This is a genomic window from Mesorhizobium sp. M4B.F.Ca.ET.089.01.1.1 (assembly GCF_004022605.1).
Lineage (GTDB): Bacteria > Pseudomonadota > Alphaproteobacteria > Rhizobiales > Rhizobiaceae > Mesorhizobium > Mesorhizobium abyssinicae.
Genome location: NZ_RZOS01000106.1, coordinates 1 through 14898 on the forward strand (window position 1 = coordinate 1; position 14898 = coordinate 14898).

Below are 14898 nucleotides of genomic sequence, written 5' to 3' on the forward strand. Positions count from 1 at the left end.
CGGCCTCACTCGCCAAGGCGGATGCGGTGCGGCCTGGTAATGTCGCCGTCGCCATCGGCAACAGCGACGGCGCAGCACTTGCCGTGTTCGGTTCGGTCGGCGAGGTCGGTCCGGCCTGGCGCTCGATGCGCGGCGGGACGATCGACCGGCGCATCAATCTCGCCGTCAACGCCGGCTCACGCTTCGAGGGTGGACCCGTGCTCGATGCCAGGGGCGGGCTGATCGGCATGCTCCTGTTCGGGCCGCGCCGGCGGGCACTGGTCATGCCTTACGAGACGATCGAGCGGGCGGTGGCGACGCTGCGCGAGAAGGGGCACGTCGCACGCGGTTATCTCGGCGCCGGCCTGCATCCGGTCCACAACAGCGACACCCACGGCGCGATGGTGATGAGCCTCGACGACAACGGTCCGGCCAAGGCCGCCGGCCTGCATCTCGGCGACATAATCGTGGCATGGAACGGCGAAGCGGTGCAGGGTCCGCGTGACCTGATCCGCAAGCTCGGACCGGACAGCGCCGGGGCGTCGGTGACGCTCGGCGTCGTGCGCGGCGGCGAGGCGCGCGATGTTGCCGTGACCATCGGCGAGAAGCCGCTGAGCTGAGGGCATGATGGCGGTCGCGGCGATAGCAAACCACAGGAAGGCGGATCAGGCCGCCGCGGAGCGGCGGCTGACCGTGCTGATCGCGCTCGGCAACGCCGCGCGGGCCGAGCAACTGTCCGAGGCGCTCGCCGCAACCGGCGATCTGCTGCCGGTCATGGCCGGGAACCGATCAGGACAGGCCGTGGATGTCGCCATCATCGACGAGGATGGCCTGGAGGGCAGGGCGATCGATGCTGCGCTGCCCAGGGTGTTGCTGTCGCGGCGTCCCGGCCATGAACAGCCCGCCGACAGCGTGCTTGCCGTGCTGCCCGCTTCGTCCGACGAATTGCTGATCGCCGCTGCCGCGCGGCTTGCAGCCGCCGGCTACCGCATTTCGGGCTCTGACCGGCCGCTGACCGGTCGGCACGACGACCTCTCCTTCCATGACGGCGACCCGTTCGAAGAGGAGCCGGGAGACACGAACGCTGCCCGGCCAACGCTTTCGCCGCGCGAGGCGGAAGTGCTGGCGCTGCTTGCCGAAGGCGCGCCCAACAAGGTGATCGCCCGGCGCCTCGGCATTTCCGTGCACACGGCGAAGTTCCATGTCGCGGCGATCCTGATCAAGCTCGGCGCCGCCAATCGCACCGATGCGATCGCCATTGCCATGCGGCAGGGACTGGTTCTGGTCTGAGGGCCTATTGATATTCCGGTGAGGCCGGCCTGCGAATGGTGGCGTCCTGCGCTTCCGGTGCTCACGCCTGGCCTCGTTTCTGGACCCGACGCAGCGTAACCCGCTCGCGGCGGGTCGGGCCTTGCGCTCTGGTCGCCTGCCGCGCAAAGGTTCGCGCCTGCGATGTAGTCAAGGAAGCGGAGGAAAGATGTCGCTCAAGGGAAAGACGCTGTTCATCTCCGGCGGGTCGCGTGGCATCGGGCTGGCGATCGCGCTGCGCGCGGCGCGCGACGGCGCCAATGTGACGATCGCCGCCAAGACCGCCGAGCCGCATCCGAAGCTGCCGGGCACGATCTACACCGCTGCCGAGGAGATCGAGCAGGCCGGCGGCAAGGCGCTGCCGGTGCTCTGCGACATACGCGAGGAGGCGCAGGTCGCCGAGGCAGTCGTGAGAACCGTCGAGCGGTTCGGCGGCATCGACATCTGCGTCAACAACGCCAGCGCCGTCCAGCTCACCGGCACGCTGGAGACCGACATGAAGCGCTACGATCTGATGCACCAGATCAACACGCGCGGCACTTTCCTGGTTTCCAAAATGTGCATTCCGCACCTGAAGTTGGCAAAGAACCCTCACATCCTGAATCTGGCGCCGCCGCTCGACATGAAGGCCAAATGGTTCAAGAACCATGTCGCCTACACAATGGCCAAGTTCGGCATGTCGATGTGCACGCTGGGCATGAGCGCGGAGTTCGCCAGGGACGGCATCGCCGTCAACTCGCTGTGGCCGATCTCGACCATCGACACAGCCGCGGTACGCAACCTGCTCGGCGGCGCGGCAGTGGCGGCGATGAGCCGTTCGCCCGACATCATGGCCGACGCCGCGCATGCGATCTTCCTGCGCCCGTCGCGCGAGGCGACCGGCAATTTCTACATCGACGAGGAGGTGCTGCGCGCCGAGGGCGTCAGCGATTTTTCCGTCTACGCGCCCGGCGCGACAGGGCCTCTCGCCGGCGACTTCTTCGTGCCGGACGAGGTGTTTGCCCGCACGGAAAGCAAGATCAAAACCATCTACTGAGGGGCAGCGGGCGAGGCCTCAGTCCTCAACCTTCTTGCCTTTGGCCAAACCCATCAGCCGGTCGATATAGGCCAGCATCAGCGCCGAGAGGACGAAGGCGAGGTGGATGATGGTCAGCCACATCAGCTGGTCTGTCGTGTAGGAGACGGAATTCAGGAAGACCTGCAGCAGGTGGATCGACGAGATGGCGACGATGGTCGAGGCCACCTTGACCTTGAGCGAGCCGACATCGATCGTTCCCAGCCAGTGCACCTTGCCGTCATTCTCGTCGAAGCGGCTGACGAAATTCTCGTAGCCGGAGATGATCACCATCACCACCAGCGAGGCGACCAGGGCGGCGTCGATCAGGCCGAGCATCTTCAGGATCGTATCGGTGTCGCCGAGCGTCAGGGCGTTGAAAGCGAACTCGTAGAGCTTCTTGCCGAACGACACCGCGTAGATGGCGAGCGCAAGGCCGAGCCCGATATAGAAAACGACCAGCAGCCAGCGTGTGGCGAGAATGATCGATTCGATGGCGAGTTCGAGGCGTTTCATGCGCTGTTCCGCTCCTGCTTTCAGTGGCGTTTTTCAGGCAACCCGCAGTTGTTTGCAAGGCCAAAACAAAACCCCGCCGGAGGGGCCGGCGGGGCTCATGTGTCCCGCTGGAGTCGGGACAGGGCAGGGAACGCCCTGTCGAGAATCTGGGTACAGCAATCCGAAAATTCAATGAAGCCGGTCGAATCGGGGCTCAATTCTCCTTGAGCGTCAAACCCGTAGCGCGTTGCCCATCCCGGCCAAACCGGGATGGGCTTTCTGTTGTCACCCTGATTCCAGAAGCCGTCTTATGCTTCTGGAACAGCTCGTTAATTCTCGCTGCTGGCCACCGGCGCCACCAGCGAGGTGATGCGGCGGATGGCGACGCGGCGGTTCTCACGGTTCGGCCCTGAGGTGTCGACCTTGAGATACTCCTCGCCATAGCCCTGCGTGGTCAGGTTCTCGGGCGGGATGCCGAAGGCGTTGGTAAGCGCCTCGGCGACCGCTTCGGCGCGCCGATCCGACAGGGCGAGGTTCGCTTCCGGCGTGCCGACGGCGTCGGTGTGGCCTTCGATCAGGAAGGTCTCGGCCGGGTTCTTCTTCAGCAGCTTCTCCATGGCGTTGGCGACGCCGTCGAGCTTCTGCACCTCCTCGTCGGAGATCGAGGCCGAACCGAACTCGAAGTTCAGCGTGTCGAGGTCGACGCGGCGAGCGATGTCGCGCACACGGGCCGAGCGCTTGACCTCGTCGATCGAGTAGAGGCGCTGGACCTTCTCCACCGGCGGCTGCTCGAGGAAGGTGTAGTAGTCGTCTTCATCCTCGACATCCTCCGAATCCAGGATGTAGTCCCGGCGCGGGATGTTGAGCCGCATCGGCGGCAAGTCGTCGCCGGGATCGCGCCAGTCGCCATCGTCCTCATAGTTCCGTTCGTCGACATAGCTCAGGATATATTCGCGCCCTTCCGGCGTGATGCGCGAGCGCTGGATGACGTCGCCGTAACGGTTGCGGATGGTGACGATCTGAATGCCGTTGTCGCGTTCGACGATTTCGCGCCTGCGACCGCCCGAGAGGTCCTCGTAGTAGACATTCCTGGCGCCGCGGTGCATGCGTGGGGCGTCGTTGCTTTCGACGATCGTCTGGTTGTTGAACTGCAGGATGACACGATCGCCGAGTTCCCTGAGGACGTTGACGCCTTGCGGGCGCTGGCGGTCGCGGACGTTCTCATCGGGCGCTACCTCGACGCGTTTGCCCTTTTCCTCCGTCACCGGAACGATCTTCTCGGGCTTGATCTCCTGCTGGGCCGACTTGTCGTCGGTGGGCGGCGGTCCCTGGTCGACCGGAGCCGGCTTCGGTGCCTGCGCCTGCTCGCCATTCTGCTGGGCGGGCTGGTTGCTCAGCTCACCATTCGCATTCTCGCCTCCCTGTTGGCCGTTTTGGTTCTTGCCCTTGCGCTTGCGCAGGACATCCTTCTGGCTGTCGAGGATGGGGGCCGCGTTCTTGTCAGCCTGGGCTTCGCCCTCGGCCGCCGGGTTTTCGCCCTGTGCCGGCTGTTCGCCAGTCACGGTCTGCCCGCCATTGGCGGGTTGTTCGGCCGTCGATGGCTGCTGTTCTCCAGTGGCCGGCTGCTCGCCCGTCACCGGCTGTTCGCCAATGGTCTTCTTGCCGCGCTTTTTCTTGTCCAGAGGCTGATCGCCCTGGGCGGGAGCCGCCTGCTGCTCTGTGGGCTGAGGAAGCGGTTCGGCCTGCGGGACAGGTTCGCCGGCGGGTGCCGCCTGTTTGGCCGGCGCCTGCTCGGCGGGCGCAGCCTCTATCTGCTGATCCTGCTTGCGCTTCTTCTTGCGCAGATTGTCCTGGCGGTTGTTGTCGTTTGCCGGGGCGACCTGTTCGGCCGGCTGCTCGGCGGGTGCCGCCTCGATCTGCTGCTGGTCGCGCTTCTTCCTGCGCGGCTTGATCGGCTGCTCGTCATTTGCTGGAGCTGCCTGCTCGGCGGGCTGTTCGGCAGGCGCGGCCTCGATCTGCTGTTGCAGTTCGCGCTTCTTCTTGCGCGGCATGACCGGCTGCTCGTCGTTTGCCGGAGCTGCCTGCTCAGCTGGCTGCTCGGCCGGTGCCGCTTCGATCTGCTGTTGCTGGTTGCGCTTCTTCCTGCGCGGCTGCTGCTCTTCGACGGCCGGTGCTGCCTGTTCGGCCGGCGCCTGTTCCGTTTGCTGCTGTTGCTGTTCGGCCTTGCGCTTGCGCGGCTTCTGTTCCTGCTCGGGAGCGGCCTGCTCGGCCGGCGCGGATTCGGTTTGCTGCTGCTGCTCGCGCTTCTTTTTCTTGGGCTGTTCCGGTTCAGCCTGCTGGTTCTGCGCGCAGGCCTCGGCCGATTCGCCCTCGGCGCAGCTCGCTTGCGCCAGAATCAATGGCGCTGCGGCATGCTGCGCGGGGCCGAAAACGGCACCACCCTGGAGCGGGTACGCGCCCAACGGCGCGGATGCCATCAACAGGCCGATCGCCGTGCCTGCCAGAATCCGTGGTTGGCGTTTCATCTCAAATTCTCCTTATGGGGTCCCATCCCTGCCCAAACTTGCATCATCCGGATTTGGTTCCGGCGCATGGGCATTAGCGGCAACGAAGGACGATTGACCGGCGTTTTGAAGGCAACTTCGTGTTTTTCATATGATGCATGTCTCATTTATGCCACTGCCGCGCTTGACCTCGGCGCCGGCCGGGGCCACATCCGCGCAATGGGTGCGCCATTCTGGAAAACCAAGACGCTCGAGGCGATGACGCCGGCCGAGTGGGAATCGCTTTGCGACGGCTGCGGCAAATGCTGTCTGTCGAAGCTGGAGGACGAGGATACCGGCGAAATCTACTGGACGAGCGTCGGTTGCCGGCTGTTCGACGCCGAAAGCTGCCGCTGCGCCGACTATGCCAACAGGCTGGCGCGGGTTCCGGACTGTGTCGGGCTGACGCCGCAGAATGTGCGCACGATCCGCTGGCTGCCCAGGACCTGCGCCTATAGGTTGATCGCGGAGGGGCATGACCTCTACTGGTGGCACAGGCTGGTTTCGGGAAGCGCCGAAACGGTGCACGAGGCCGGCATCTCGATCCGCGGACGGGTCAAGGCCAGCGAGACCGACCTTGCCGAGCCGGACGACTATTTCGACTACATGCTCGACGACGAACCCTGACGGTTCGCTGACGAACCCGGATGGTTCGCATCTTGATGACGAATCTGGATGGTTCGCATCTTGACCGGCCTTGAACCGATTTTCGCCGCAAACCGGTAGGAAATACCACGCGCCGGAGCGGCCTCGGCCGGAACCGGCGGGGCCGTGGGGCGTTTGGGGTCCGGCCGCCCGCAACCGATGACTTGCCAGATGAACCGAAGATGAATGGACGGTTCGCAGACAGTTCAGACAGGCAGGCGCATTCTCGCACCATCGGTTCACCAGACGGGCGAGAGCCCTCAACAAGGAGAGAAGACAATGCTCAACACCATCAAGACGGCAGCCCTTTCGGCGCTTGTCGGCCTCGGCACGCTTACCGCCATCCCCGCCGCCCATGCTGACAGCCTCTACCTCGGCTTCGGCAACAACCAGGATCCGCGCTTCGGCGTCTATAGCGGTGACGACGACGATGGCTATCGCCGTGATCGCGAGTGGCGCCGCCGCGGCTGTTCGCCGGACCGCGCGCTGGACAAGGCCGAGCGCATGGGCCTGCACCGCGTCCGCATCGTCGACATCGACCGCCGCACGGTCAAGGTCGCGGGCCGCCAGTACGGCGATCGCGTGGTGGTGGTGTTCGCCAACGTGCGCGGCTGCCCGATCATCTATCGCTGAGGAACACAAGCCGGCCCCGGCTTGAACGCCTAGCAGAGCCCCTTTCCGCCAGGGCGGAAGGGTGCGGCTCAAGAAGAACCCCGGAGGACTGGTCCTCCGGGGTTTTTCATGCGCGGCAGGCGCCGGTCGCAACCGGCCGGATCCTGCGTCCGGCCCCGCCGGCGCAGGCCGGCCGGACCACGCTCACTTCAGTTCGAAGGTGACGGTAACCTGCACGGCGTAAGAATTCTCGCCCGCCTGCACCGGGACCGACGCGCCCGCGGCATCGAAGGCCTTGGCGTTGATCGGCATCGGCGGCGGCGCGATGTTCTGGTCGGTGATCTCCAGGACCCGCCCCAGGTTGACCCTGGCGGCGTCGGCAAGCGTCTTGGCTTTGGCCATGGCATCGGCGACCGCCTTCTTGCGAGCCTCGGTGACGGCGGCGGACGGGTCTTCGTTGGAGAAGGTGATGCCACCGCCCTGGTTGACACCGAGCGACACCGCCTTGTCGAGGATGTCGCCGGTCTTGTCGATGTCACGGATGCGCACCGAAAGCGTGTTGGTCACCTGGTAGGCGACCAGTTCGGCCTCCTGGCTGCCGTCCGGCTTGTTGGTGTAGTTGTAGCGCGGATTGATCTGGATGCCCGCCGTCTGCAGGTCGCGGTCCTTGATGCCGGCCGATTTCATCGCCGCGATAACCGCGGCCATGGCGTCGTTGTTGGCGTCGAGCGCGGCGCGCGCGGTCTTGGCCTCGCGCATGACGCTGAGCGTCAACAGCGCGAGATCGGGGGCGACGGTCGCCTGGCCTTCGCCCGACACGACGATGCGGGGCGTGGCTTGCGAATCGGCGGCGCCAGCCACCGCCGGGAAGGCGATGGCGGCAGCAAGCGCCAGCGGCATGAGGGGCAAAAGATGTCTGGTCATGAAAATCTCCTCGGTCTGCGAACCAGTCGCATCTGGCAACTAGAGCGCGAATATGGGCTGATTTGGGCGATCGCTGCCAGCCCGCCCGGAAAGCCTTGTGCCGATGAGGGAAAAACACTAAGCCAGCCGCGTGGGGCCTGTAGCTCAATGGTTAGAGCCGGCGGCTCATAACCGCTTGGTTGGGGGTTCGAGTCCCTCCGGGCCCACCATTGTCCTTGTTTATCAATTACTTATCGCCAGCTTCTTCGCCCGGTTAGCCAGATCCTGGCGGCGGAACCCCTGCCACGTCGGCAGCCAAGATCGCCGCAAGCCTGCGTTGCTCTTCTCGCAAGGGACGACCCTCCCGCCAGTCGGAACAATTTAGCCTAAGAAACGGCGCGAGCGAGCCTTGTTCGGATGCCTGGAATCCGAAATTGGCGCTAGGGGACCATAACGCCACCGTCTTTATTTGTATCTGATCTGCTGATACATAACTCCGTGTGACGAGTGCGGGGCCATATGTCGAATGAAATCATGGTTGTCGATCCGCTTGAGCGGCTTGACTTGTTGAAGAGCCTCGCGAGCGAGGTCCGGGTCCGGATTCTCGATCTGCTGCACCGCAAGGGGCCGAAAAACGTCAATCAAGTGGCCGAAGAACTGGGTCTTCCGCAATCGACGATTTCCGCAAACATCCAGGTTCTTGTCGATGTCGGTTTGATCGAGACGAAATCGCAGAAGGCGCGCAAGGGAAGCCAGAAGGTTTGCTATTCGACTTTCTCCGAGTTGGTTGTCGTCTTTAAGGACCGCACTCCGGCGCAGGATCTCGGCGTCATAGAAGTGGCGATGCCGCTTGGACTCTATACGAGATGCGAAGTTTCCGCTCCCTGCGGCCTGTGTTCAAAAGACGGCGTCATCGGACTTCTCGATGTGCCCGACACCTTTCTCGATCCTGACCGTATGCGGGCAGGGCTACTGTGGTTCACGCGCGGCTTCGTCGAATACCAGTTTCCCAACAATGCGACGCTTGCCAATGCCAAAGTCGGCGGATTGGAACTAGCGATGGAGCTTTCGTCGGAGGTCCCGGGCACATCGAAGGATTGGCCATCGGACATCACGGTAGCGATCAACGGACACGAGATAGATACTTGGACGGCGCCGGCCGACTATGGCGACAAGCGCGGCAAGCATACGCCCGGCTGGTGGAAGCTGGCCGGATCGCAATATGGCGACCTCGCACACTGGCGCGTCACGAACAACGGCACCTATCGCAACAACAACAAGGTTTCCAAATGCTCGCTGGCTGATCTGGAGCTCGAGCGGCACCGCTCGATCCGGATACGAATCGGCGTGAAGGAAGATGCGCGTCACCCCGGCGGCATAAACATCTTCGGTGGCGGCTTCGGCAATTACAGCAACGACATCGTTCTGCGCCTGCTGAAGGCCTAAGGGCACGGTCTCACGGAAACTGCGAACTGCTCCACTCTTTGTTTGGACGCAATTCCCAAGGGAAAGCGCTACGGCTTTTCCAGGAAAGCCGCACACATCTTTCCTGGAATTGCTCCAGGCCCTTGACGGGCGGGCGAACTCCACCCTTAACTGACCCATGACCCGGATATAAATCGGAAAGTCGGATTGATAATCCGCAGTGGGAGGGATCATGAAGGCCAGAGTCACGGCGAACGCGGCCTATGCCGTCGCGGATATCGACAAGCGTCTTTACGGTTCCTTTCTCGAGCATCTCGGCCGGGCGGTCTATACGGGCATCTACGAGCCCGGACATCCGCAAGCGGACGCACAGGGGATGCGCAAGGACGTGATCGAGCTGGTGCGTGCGCTCGACACGCCGATCTGCCGTTACCCCGGTGGCAACTTCGTATCCGCCTACAATTGGGAAGACGGCATAGGGCCAAAGGAGAGCCGCCCGCGGCGGCTCGATCTTGCGTGGCGCACCACGGAGCCCAACCTGGTTGGCATCCACGAATTCGCCGACTGGGCCGAAAAAGCCGGCACCGAGATGATGCTTGCCGTCAATCTCGGTTCGCGCGGCCTCGACGAGGCGCGGGCGTTCGTTGAATACGTCAATCACCCGGGCGGCAGCTACTGGTCCGACCTCAGGGCCAGGAACGGACGGGCGCAACCCTGGAACTGCCGCCTCTGGTGTCTCGGCAATGAAATGGACGGTCCCTGGCAGGTTGGCCACAAGTCGGCCAGCGAATACGGCCATCTTGCCAACGAGACAGCCAAGGCGCTGCGCGGCCTCGACCCGACGGTGGAACTGGTCGTGTGCGGCTCGTCGCATTCCAATATGCCGACCTATCCGCAGTGGGAAGCGACCGTGCTGGAAGCGACCTACGAGCAGGTCGACTACATCTCCCTCCACATGTATTTCGAGAATTACGAGAAGAATACGGCCGAATATCTCGCTCTTCCGGCCAAGCTCGACCGCTACATTGGCACGGTCGCGGGCATCATCGACTACGTGAAGGCCAAGACGCGCTCGAAGCGGGACGTGAAGATCTCCTTCGACGAGTGGAACGTCTGGTACCATCAGCGCAAGCAGGACGCCGAGCGCATGCGCAGCTGGGACTGGCCGGAAGCGCCGAGGCTTCTGGAAGACATCTACAATTTCGAGGACGTGCTGCAGGTCGGTTGCATCATCAACACCTTCATCCGCCGGTCGGATATCGTTCGCATCGCCTGCATCGCGCAGCTGGTGAACGTGATCGCGCCGATCATGACCGATCCCGGCGGCGCCGCCTGGCGACAAACGATCTACTGGCCATTTATGCTGGCCTCCAGGCACGGCCGCGGCACCGCGCTGCAACTCGCGGTCGAGGTGCCTACCTATGACGCGGCCGCGGCCGACAAAGTGCCGTGGCTCGACATTGCAGGCGTGCACGATTCGAGCGCCGGCACGCTGACCTTTTTTGCAATCAACCGGCACGGGTCCGAGGCGATAGAGGCCGACGTCGCCCTCGAGCGGTTCGCCGCCAAGTCCATCGAGCACACGATCATCCGTCACGACGACCTCGAGGCCTGCAACACGAAGGACGCACCGGACAACGTATCGCCTGTCAAAGGCAACGGGGCAGCGCTCACCAGCAAGGGAATGACACTTAACTTGCCGCCGCATTCCTACTCGATGGTCCGCGTGACGCTCTGAGTTAATATCCGATTATCTGATATATACCCTAAAATCCGTTGCAGGCGTTTCGGTTTGGTGTAGCATTGAGACGTTCAAGGCGGATCTAACCGCCGTACTCGGGAGGAGCTGAGATGAACTTTCGCAAGATGATGGCCCTAGCGGTGATTGCGGCCGGAGGATTTTGGGCCGTCGCGGCCCACGCCGAAGAAACCGTCGCATGGTGGGATTTCCTCGGCGGCGGTGACGGTGTGCGCATGAAGCAGATGATCTCCGACTTCAACGCCGCCCACGCCGGCAAGATCAAGATCGACGCCACGACGCTGGAGTGGGGCACGCCCTTCTACGCGAAGGTGCAGACCTCGGCCGCTGTCGGTGAGGCGCCTGACGTCATGACCTATCATGCCAGCCGCATCCCCTTGGCGGTGAGCCAGGACATTCTCGAAGAAATCACCGCCGACGATATGAGCAAGATGGGCCTCTCTGCCTCGGACTTCGCCCAGACGACGATGGGCGCCGTGACGGTCGACGGCAAGCAATACGCGGTGCCGCTCGATACCCATCCGATCGTCCTGTACTACAATCGCGCCCTCCTGAAGAAGGCAGGCGTGCTCGGCGACGACGGCCGTCCCTTAGGTATGAGAAACAAGGAAGAATTCACCGCGACGCTGCAGAAGTTGAAGGATGCCGGTGTCGAGTTCCCGCTGGGCAGCGTCACCGCCGACGGCAACTTCATGTACCGCACCATTTATTCGCTGGTGTGCCAGCAAGGCGGCGAGCTTCTGACGGGCAACGAGTTCCTCGCCGGCGACAATCCTGAAAAGCTGGCGAAAGCGTTAGCGGTCCTGCAAGGATGGACGAAGGCCGGGCTGCAGTCGACCTATACGGACTATCCCGCGACCGTCGCCCTGTTCACCTCGGGCAAGGCCGCAATGATGATCAACGGCGTCTGGGAAGTTCCCACGATGACCGACCTCGCCAAGCAAGGCAAGCTGTTCGACTGGGGCGCCGTCGAGATCCCGGTGATCTTCGACAAGCCATGCACCTATGCGGACAGCCATTCATTCGCAATCCCGAAGAACAAGGGCAAGGAAATCAGCCCGGAAAAGCGTGCCGCCGTTCTCGAGGTGATCTCCTGGATGGACAAGCACTCGCTGTTCTGGGCCACGGCAGGGCACATCCCGGCCTACAAGCCAGTCACCGAAACGGCTGAATACAAGGCAATGGAGCCCAATGCGACCTACTCTACGCTGACGGCCAACATGATCTTCGATCCGAAGTCGCCCAAGGCTGGTGTCGCCGGGCCGATCTTCGACATCATGTCCAATTATTTCGTGCCGACCCTCAATGGAGAGATGGACCCCGGCGAGGCGGTGAAATCCATCAAGGATGAGCTGAACAGCATGTAGGGCTCAAAGGCTGGGACCGTCCTGTCCAGAGCGGTCCCAGTCATATTTGAGGAAGAGCCATGCTTCGCAACTCCCGCACTGAACGTCTTGTCGCGCTGGTGCTGGTCGCTCCCTTCCTGGCGATCTATCTGCTGGCGTTCGTCTATCCGATGGTCCAGATGTTCCGCATCTCCTTCACCGATGCGCCGCTGATCGGCGCGGGTCGGTGGGTTGGCCTCGACAACTACCTGCGGCTCGACAACGACCCGATGTTCCGGCGCGCGCTCTGGAACACCGCTTATTTCGTGCTGATGACGGTCGTCCCAGGGACACTCATCGCCCTGTTGATCGCGCTAGGCGTGTCGCGGCTCAAGGGCCGCTTCCAGTCGATCGTGCTGGCGCTGTTCTTCTTGCCCTACATCCTGCCGGTGTCCGTCGTCTATCTGATCTGGGACTGGACGCTGAATTTCCAGTTCGGGATCGCGATGCATGTGCTGGACTGGCTCGGAATCCCGCGCGTGCCGGTCTTCAAGTCGCGCGTCTGGTTCTTGCCGGCTGTGGCCGGGGTGACAATCTGGTGGACCGCGGGCTTCTCGATCCTCCTCTTCCTTGCCGGACTGCGGTCCATACCAGGGGAGATCTATGAAGCCGCGGCGCTCGACAACTCGACGCGATGGACCACGTTCCGGCGCATCACCTGGCCGCTGCTGTGGCCGATCACCTCGCTGGTGTTCACCATCCAGCTCATCCTGCAGCTCAAGATCTTCGACCAGGTCTATCTGTTCTCGATCGGCGGCCGGCCGAACGACAATATGGTGCTCGTCTACTACGTCTTCCAGAAGGCCTTCCAGCAGAACCAGGGAGGCAGGGCGGCGGCCGTCGCCGTCACCCTCTTCGTGCTTGTGGTGGTCGTCTCGGTCCTGCAATTCCAACTGCTCCGGTTCGCCGAAAGGCGGCGCCGATGAACGCCGTGGCTGCGCACCGCTGGAACCTCTGGGGCGGGATCATCACCGCACTGACGCTCGTCTGGGCCGTCCTATGGGCGTTTCCGCTCTACTGGGGTGTGATCTCATCGCTCAAACCGGATGACGAGGTCGTACGGCCCTACATCGAACTCTGGCCCGAGACGCCGACGCTGGAGAACTACATCAGCGCCCTGACCACCACGCAGATCAGCGCCTGGTACGTCAATTCAGTGGCGGTCGCGGTCGGCGTAACGGTCATCACCATCTTCATCTCGATGCTGTGCGGCTACGCAATCTCGCAGTTGCGGTTCCCGGGGCGGATCGCGCTTTGGTGGCTGATCCTTGCCTCCTTCATGGTGCCGACTTCGGCGCTGATCATCAATCACTTCGTGCTGGTCGCCAACCTCGGCCTGCTCAACAGCTGGGCCGGAATCATGTTGCCGCAGCTCATCCACCCCGTCATCATCATCGTGTACAAGCAGTTTTTCGATCAGGTTCCGAAGGACTTCCGCGAGGCTGCGGTCATGGACAATGCGTCTGAATTCGGGATCCTCTTCAAGATCTACATGCCGATGAACTGGGGGGTAACGACGGCGCTGTCGATCGTCTGCTTCATCTGGACGTGGAACGCGTTCTTGTGGCCGTTCCTCTCCGTGACCCGCACCGAGATGATGACCATCACGGTCGGCATCACGCAGGTCAACGACGCCTTCGGTGTCTACTACGCGCGCCAGCTGTCGGCAGCCGTACTGGCCGGCCTGCCGGTGGCACTGGCCTACCTCTTCTTCCAGCGCCGGGTGACCGAAGCGATAACGCTCTCGGCAGGTATCAAGGGCTAGAGCCCCGGCAAGATGCCGGAGGGCACGACCCGCTCGGCGGGTTCAGGCTCCGTCGGCGCGTGCGTGCCAGGCCGACCCGTCCGGGGCGAACAGATGCAGGGCCGTGGTGTCGAACTTCAGCCGAACGGCGTCGCCCGGTTTGACGCTCGAAAGCCCGCGATCCTGTGCCGTCACCTGCGTCCCATCCGCGAGCCGCGCATAGACGAGCGTTCGCTCGCCAAGTCGCTCGACAACGGTGGCCGTGGCGGATGTTTGATTGCCCTCGGCGACGACAGTCAGAGATTCCGGCCGTACTCCGAGTTCGCGCCAATCCATGTTGGCCGGCGTGCCAGGAAGTTCGACGAGCGATCCATCGGTCAAGCGCGCATTGAGCCTGTCGCCTGAGCCCGAAACCGTAACAGGCAGGATGTTCATTGCCGGCGACCCGACGAAGGTCGCGACGAATCGCGACGCCGGACGTGCATAGACATCGACGGGTCTTCCCATCTGCTCTATCCGGCAATTGTTGAGGATCACAATGCGGTCGGCGAGCGTCATCGCCTCCACCTGATCGTGGGTGACGTAGATCATCGTCGACTTCAAACGCTGATGCAGTTCGGCAAGCTCGACGCGTGTACGGGCGCGAAGCGCCGCGTCCAGATTGGAGAGTGGCTCGTCGAACAGGAATGCCTTGGGCTCCTTGACGATCGCACGCCCGATGGCCACGCGCTGGCGCTGCCCGCCGGAGAGCTGCGACGGCCGTCGGTGAAGCAGCGCTTCGATCTCCAGGATACGCGCAGCCTCGGCGATCCGCTGGCGGATGACATCCGGCGCGACCCGAATGTTCCTCAGCCCAAAGGCCATGTTCTCCGCGACCGTCATATGTGGGTAAAGGGCATAATTCTGGAAGACCATCGCAACGTTGCGCCTGCCCGGCGCAAGGTTCTCCGAGCGCACCCCGTCGATCGTCAGCGTGCCCACGTCAATGCTTTCGAGGCCGGCGATCATGCGCAGCAGCGTCGTCTTGCCGGAACCGGACGGACCGA

General features: G+C 63.1%; 14 protein-coding genes and 1 tRNA gene. 11 read left to right on the plus strand and 4 right to left on the minus strand.

Annotation, left to right across the window (positions count from 1 at the left end; genetic code table 11):
- The 3 genes from EN780_RS12885 to EN780_RS12895 all read left to right on the plus strand — a co-directional run.
- The coding region (locus EN780_RS12885; RefSeq protein WP_133372611.1) for a S1C family serine protease at nucleotides 1–599 on the plus strand (599 nt) is incomplete at its 5' end.
- Nucleotides 600–606: 7 nt separating this feature from the next.
- Nucleotides 607–1269 carry a helix-turn-helix transcriptional regulator gene (locus EN780_RS12890; RefSeq protein ID WP_127283578.1) on the plus strand — a complete coding sequence of 221 codons (663 nt, stop codon included), beginning with the start codon at nucleotides 607–609 and terminating at the stop codon, nucleotides 1267–1269.
- A 187-nt stretch (nucleotides 1270–1456) separates the two neighbouring features.
- Entirely contained in the window at nucleotides 1457–2323 is an 867-nt protein-coding gene (locus EN780_RS12895; protein WP_128274129.1) for an NAD(P)-dependent oxidoreductase, read from the plus strand.
- A gap of 18 nt (nucleotides 2324–2341) precedes the next feature.
- Here EN780_RS12895 and EN780_RS12900 read toward each other — a convergent pair whose 3' ends face one another.
- Both EN780_RS12900 and EN780_RS40600 read right to left on the minus strand, forming a co-directional pair.
- Complete coding sequence (locus tag EN780_RS12900) at nucleotides 2342–2857, minus strand: TIGR00645 family protein (RefSeq protein WP_127283575.1); 516 nt, start codon at nucleotides 2855–2857, stop codon at nucleotides 2342–2344.
- A 308-nt stretch (nucleotides 2858–3165) separates the two neighbouring features.
- Nucleotides 3166–4101 (minus strand): OmpA family protein, encoded by a 936-nt coding sequence (locus tag EN780_RS40600; RefSeq protein ID WP_245499948.1) that lies wholly within the window; start codon nucleotides 4099–4101, stop codon nucleotides 3166–3168.
- Between the two features lie 1458 nt (nucleotides 4102–5559).
- Between EN780_RS40600 and EN780_RS12910 the strand changes: the two genes are divergently transcribed.
- Both EN780_RS12910 and EN780_RS12915 read left to right on the plus strand, forming a co-directional pair.
- A complete protein-coding gene (locus EN780_RS12910; protein WP_127308819.1) occupies nucleotides 5560–6006 on the plus strand; it encodes a YcgN family cysteine cluster protein in 447 nt (148 codons plus the stop codon).
- A 297-nt stretch (nucleotides 6007–6303) separates the two neighbouring features.
- On the plus strand, nucleotides 6304–6657 hold the full coding sequence (locus EN780_RS12915) for a hypothetical protein (RefSeq protein WP_128274133.1): 354 nt from the start codon (nucleotides 6304–6306) through the stop codon (nucleotides 6655–6657).
- A gap of 183 nt (nucleotides 6658–6840) precedes the next feature.
- On the opposite strand, the gene EN780_RS12920 is transcribed toward EN780_RS12915, so the two are convergent.
- A complete protein-coding gene (locus EN780_RS12920; protein WP_127283571.1) occupies nucleotides 6841–7560 on the minus strand; it encodes an SIMPL domain-containing protein in 720 nt (239 codons plus the stop codon).
- Between the two features lie 133 nt (nucleotides 7561–7693).
- On the opposite strand from EN780_RS12920, the gene EN780_RS12925 reads away from it, so the two are divergent.
- From EN780_RS12925 to EN780_RS12950, 6 genes are all read left to right on the plus strand, one after another.
- A tRNA-Ile gene (locus tag EN780_RS12925) sits at nucleotides 7694–7769 on the plus strand.
- Between the two features lie 289 nt (nucleotides 7770–8058).
- Nucleotides 8059–8985, plus strand: coding sequence for a transcriptional regulator (locus EN780_RS12930; protein ID WP_128274136.1), 927 nt, complete (start codon nucleotides 8059–8061; stop codon nucleotides 8983–8985).
- A 211-nt stretch (nucleotides 8986–9196) separates the two neighbouring features.
- Nucleotides 9197–10702, plus strand: coding sequence for an alpha-N-arabinofuranosidase (locus tag EN780_RS12935; RefSeq protein WP_128274138.1), 1506 nt, complete (start codon nucleotides 9197–9199; stop codon nucleotides 10700–10702).
- A gap of 113 nt (nucleotides 10703–10815) precedes the next feature.
- Nucleotides 10816–12090 carry an extracellular solute-binding protein gene (locus tag EN780_RS12940; protein ID WP_128274140.1) on the plus strand — a complete coding sequence of 425 codons (1275 nt, stop codon included), beginning with the start codon at nucleotides 10816–10818 and terminating at the stop codon, nucleotides 12088–12090.
- 59 nt (nucleotides 12091–12149) lie between these two features.
- Entirely contained in the window at nucleotides 12150–13034 is an 885-nt protein-coding gene (locus tag EN780_RS12945; RefSeq protein ID WP_128274142.1) for a sugar ABC transporter permease, read from the plus strand.
- Nucleotides 13031–13873, plus strand: a complete 843-nt coding sequence (locus EN780_RS12950; RefSeq protein WP_128274144.1) for a carbohydrate ABC transporter permease — start codon at nucleotides 13031–13033, stop codon at nucleotides 13871–13873. Before EN780_RS12945 ends, EN780_RS12950 begins: the two co-directional genes overlap by 4 nt.
- A gap of 42 nt (nucleotides 13874–13915) precedes the next feature.
- Here the strand turns inward: EN780_RS12950 and EN780_RS12955 are convergent.
- Nucleotides 13916–14898: ATP-binding cassette domain-containing protein (locus EN780_RS12955; RefSeq protein ID WP_128274146.1), on the minus strand; the 983-nt coding region annotated here is incomplete at its 5' end.

Coding starts and splice junctions, on each gene's coding strand:
- EN780_RS12900 (WP_127283575.1), bottom strand. CDS start 2,857: ATGAAACGCCTCGAACTCGCCATCGAATCGATCATTCTCGCCACACGC.
- EN780_RS12945 (WP_128274142.1), top strand. CDS start 12,150: ATGCTTCGCAACTCCCGCACTGAACGTCTTGTCGCGCTGGTGCTGGTC.
- EN780_RS12920 (WP_127283571.1), bottom strand. CDS start 7,560: ATGACCAGACATCTTTTGCCCCTCATGCCGCTGGCGCTTGCTGCCGCC.
- EN780_RS12935 (WP_128274138.1), top strand. CDS start 9,197: ATGAAGGCCAGAGTCACGGCGAACGCGGCCTATGCCGTCGCGGATATC.
- EN780_RS12915 (WP_128274133.1), top strand. CDS start 6,304: ATGCTCAACACCATCAAGACGGCAGCCCTTTCGGCGCTTGTCGGCCTC.
- EN780_RS12890 (WP_127283578.1), top strand. CDS start 607: ATGGCGGTCGCGGCGATAGCAAACCACAGGAAGGCGGATCAGGCCGCC.
- EN780_RS12910 (WP_127308819.1), top strand. CDS start 5,560: ATGGGTGCGCCATTCTGGAAAACCAAGACGCTCGAGGCGATGACGCCG.
- EN780_RS12950 (WP_128274144.1), top strand. CDS start 13,031: ATGAACGCCGTGGCTGCGCACCGCTGGAACCTCTGGGGCGGGATCATC.
- EN780_RS12930 (WP_128274136.1), top strand. CDS start 8,059: ATGTCGAATGAAATCATGGTTGTCGATCCGCTTGAGCGGCTTGACTTG.
- EN780_RS12940 (WP_128274140.1), top strand. CDS start 10,816: ATGAACTTTCGCAAGATGATGGCCCTAGCGGTGATTGCGGCCGGAGGA.
- EN780_RS12895 (WP_128274129.1), top strand. CDS start 1,457: ATGTCGCTCAAGGGAAAGACGCTGTTCATCTCCGGCGGGTCGCGTGGC.